The sequence below is a fragment of the Streptomyces sp. LS1784 genome, from assembly GCF_020103755.1.
Lineage (GTDB): Bacteria > Actinomycetota > Actinomycetes > Streptomycetales > Streptomycetaceae > Kitasatospora.
In genome coordinates this window covers 1-3,426 of record NZ_JAHSQD010000737.1, presented here as the reverse complement: position 1 = coordinate 3,426, position 3,426 = coordinate 1, and the positions used below count along the sequence as shown (strand labels likewise).

Below are 3,426 nucleotides of genomic sequence, written 5' to 3'. Positions count from 1 at the left end.
GGGCCGGCCGCGTCGAAGCCGGAGCCGAGCGCGGCGAGGTGGCCGAGCACCTCGTCCACCGGGCAGGCCTTCATCGCGAACCGGACGGCCACACCCGGCAGTTCGGCGAGAAGTGCGGCGTACTGGCGGCCGATGCCGTCCAGGTCGTAGATGATCCGGTCGTCGGTGGCGGCGGCGAGCGCGGCACGCAGCGCGGTGCGGTCGTGCTCGCCAGGGCGGAGCGCCTCGGGCCCGGGCGCGTCGGTGTGGACCGCGGAGACGGCCGGGATGCGGTGGGTGGGCGGGTGGCCGGTGTGGTGGCCGGCGGCGTGACCGGCACGGTGACGGACGCTGTGTCCGGTGGGCTGGCCGATGGGCTGGCTGGTGGGCTGGCGTATCACGTAGAGCTCCCCGTCCGACTGGCGCGGCAGCCGGTCGGCGGGGTGGCCTTGCTCGCCCGCACCAGCGGGCCCCACGCGTCGATCAGCGCTGCGAAGTCCTCGATGTCCGCCTGCGCCTCGTCGAGCAGGCGCGCCCGCAGGGGCGCCAGATGGTCTGCGAACTCGGCGTACTTCCCGCCCAGCCGCCGGTAGCAGCGGTCGAGTTCGGCGAGCCTGCGGTGGTTCTCCGCGCGGTCCGTCGCGGCGCTGCGACGGGCGGAGTCGGCGATCGCCTCGGGGCGGACGCGGTGCTGCTCGTCCAGCAGAGCGCCGCCGGCGGCCTCCATCTCGGAGTAGACCGGGTAGAGGTAGAGCATGGAGAGCAGGAACTTGGCGTAGCGCAGCTGGTAGGCGGTGAAGCCCGGTCCGGTGCGCCGTTCCGGGGTGTGGTAGTTGACGACGTGGCGGTTGTGGGTGACGCCCGGCAGGGTCGCGTCACGCACCAGGTGGTGCAGGAAGTAGTCACTGCCGATGGTGTCGGTGGCGGGCGGCAGCGGCACTCGTTCGTACACCTCGTGGTCGAGGCCGATGTTGCACATGTCGATGTGCCAGATGTCGGGCAGGTCGAGCACCGCGCGGTCGGCGGTGAACGGCTCGGTGCCGCCGCCGACGAAGGACGCGGCGACGAGTTCTCGCTTCTCCTCCTCGCTCGCGCCGGTGGGCGCCCAGAGCGCGACCACGTCGTGGTAGGCCTCGGGATCGAGCTCCCGGATCTCGCCGATGTCGACGGAGAGTTCGCCGACGAAGGAGGCGCCGACCAGCACGACGGGCTTGTCCGCGTGCAGCGCGTCGAGGGTGTTCCCGGTGACGGCCGCGGCCGCGTCGGCGGCCTTCAGCCCGAGCGTGGCCAGCTCGTGCTCGATCGGGAACACCGGTTCGCCGTCCAGCAGTTGGTAGCGGCTGTCGGAGTCGCGGCGGTGCACCGACTCGCAGCCGAGTGCGGCGGCCAGCAGGAACGCCCGGTTGGTGCAGGCGCCGTAGGAAACGGCATCGGGCAGCATGAGGTCCAGCAGCCTGTCCGGGCCGGCCGCGCCGGAGCGGTCGATCACCTCGCTCAGGAAGGCGCGCTGGGCGTCCTCGTCCACGTGGTGGACGACCACGCCCTCGACGGCCGGCAGGGCAGCGAGGGCCCCGGCGTGCCGGACGCGGGAAGCGGGGTCGGCGGAGTCCAGCACCAGCAGGTGCACGCGGACGCCGAACCGCCGTACGGCGTAGGCGGCTTCGGCACCGATCGCGGTGATGGTGTCCGCGCACTCGCGGTTGGTGGGCAGGGTCAGACAGACGTCGCGCATTCCCGCTCCCCCGTGGCGCCCTGCCGGTCTTCCCCGCACTGCTCGAACGGTTTGCCGCTCCATGACCGCAGGCCGAGCAACTTCTCGCCCAGCTCGGTGAGTTCGGCGGTCCCGTAGCGCTGCGCCTCGGGCCGGTCGGCGTCGCCGACCAGGGTGCGGTTCCAGTCCGGGGTGGCGAGCGTGCGCCAGGACTCCACTCGGGAGCGGCGCAGCTTCCCGGCCTCCTCCAGCGCGGGCATCATCGACAGGTACTGCACCGCGCGCACGCCGTTCTCGGAGGTGTTGCGCTCGACACCGTGGGCGAGCAGGCCGTTCCAGATCAGCAGGTCGCCGGCCTTCAACTCGGGCCGCACGACGGGGAACTCGGCGCGGTCGACATCCGGGCGGATCGGGTCGCGGTCGGCCGGCTGGGCGGCCTGCCACTCGTTGAAGCGGCGGAACAGCTCCGGGCTGCACCGGAAGCCGCCGTGGTCGGGGGCGGTGTCGTCGAGCGCGACGATGCCCTGGACGCGCTGCGGCAGCATGCCCCGGGTGGTGTCGACGTCCCAGTGCAGCTCGATGTCGAAGCCGCGGTCGGTGGGCTCGATCAGCGCACGGTCGCGGTTGCGGACGTTCGGCGGGTTGAGGTTGAGCCGGTCGAGGGTGACCCAGAGCTCCTCGCAGTCCCACACGTCCACGAAGGCGTCGTAGACGCGCTGCGCCTGACGGCTGTCCCAGATGAGCTGGTGGTGGTAGGCCTCGACGAAGCCGTAGATGTGCAGGTGCCGGTCGAGTTCGTCGCGGTACTCGCGCTCGCGGTACCAGTCCTCGGGGCGGTCCGGCGAGAGGCCCTGGAACTCCCAGGCGAAGTCCAGCAGTCGGCGCGCGGCCCCGGCCGGGATGGCCTGCTTCACCACCACGTAACCGTAGGTCTGCCAGAACGCGTAGTCCTCCTCGGAGAGCACCCGCAGCGGATGCCTCTTGCGGATCTCGCGCAGCGCGGTCCGGGCGAGGTAGCTCTCGGTGTCGGCGCTGAAGTAGGGGCGCTCCGATGCGGCCCGGTACAGGTATTCCCCGGGTTCGTCGGGGTGTTCGGCAGGGCTCGGCATGGGCAGTCACTCCGTGGTTCGTAGTCGACGCGGCGCCTGCTCGGGCGCCCGGTGCGGACACGGCGGGTCGACGGCCGGTGGCCGGCCGCAACAGGAATTCGAGCGCGGACCGGAGGGCCGTCCGCACACGGTCCTTCTTGCCTCGCCCCACGGGCGCGGAACAGCGCCACGTCAGGGGGCCAACTCGCCTGCTCGGCAAGGGCTCTCACCCCGCATCAGCCTTTGCCGAACCGCACTCCCCATACGTTGGACTAGACCAACTAATGGTGTCAACCCTTTCCCGCGGGTTACCGATTGGGAAATCAATGCAGCTCACGACGCCCTCTCGGAGTTCGCTCTATGTTTCGGAGACTGACATAAGGACGAGTATGTTTCCGGAATCGACATAACCGCGGGACACTGAACCGTCACCGGTCGGAGACCCGTTGCACCCCGTGACGCCCGGCTCCGGGGGCGCGCCCGGGAGCACGGCACCGGGCCGGGCCCGCCCACCCGCCGTAGCTTGGGACCGTGGCACGACCCCGAGGAACCGTCCGGCTCGCCCCGCCCGGCTGGCTGACCGCGAGCCTGCGGCCCCGGGCTGCGCCGATCCCCTGGGCGGCGGTCGCCCGCGCCTCCGTCGCCCTC

Annotated in this window: 2 protein-coding genes and 1 pseudogene; all 3 read right to left on the bottom strand. The window is 71.8% G+C overall.

What is annotated here, in order from left to right; translation table 11 throughout:
• A pseudogene (locus KS423_RS48275) lies at positions 1-380 on the bottom strand (hypothetical protein); the annotation flags it as partial.
• Positions 377-1,711, bottom strand: coding sequence for a DUF6271 family protein (locus KS423_RS41500; protein WP_224284900.1), 1,335 nt, complete (start codon positions 1,709-1,711; stop codon positions 377-379). The pseudogene KS423_RS48275 and the gene KS423_RS41500, both read right to left, overlap by 4 nt.
• Positions 1,693-2,799: a YbiU family protein gene (locus tag KS423_RS41495; RefSeq protein WP_224284899.1), complete on the bottom strand. Its 1,107-nt coding sequence runs from the start codon at positions 2,797-2,799 to the stop codon at positions 1,693-1,695. Before KS423_RS41495 ends, KS423_RS41500 begins: the two co-directional genes overlap by 19 nt.
• Positions 2,800-3,426: the final 627 nt, after the last annotated feature.

What these genes read in the sequence shown, in the direction of transcription:
- KS423_RS41500 (WP_224284900.1), bottom strand. Translation starts at nt 1,711, where the DNA reads ATGCGCGACGTCTGTCTGACCCTGCCCACCAACCGCGAGTGCGCGGAC.
- KS423_RS41495 (WP_224284899.1), bottom strand. Translation starts at nt 2,799, where the DNA reads ATGCCGAGCCCTGCCGAACACCCCGACGAACCCGGGGAATACCTGTAC.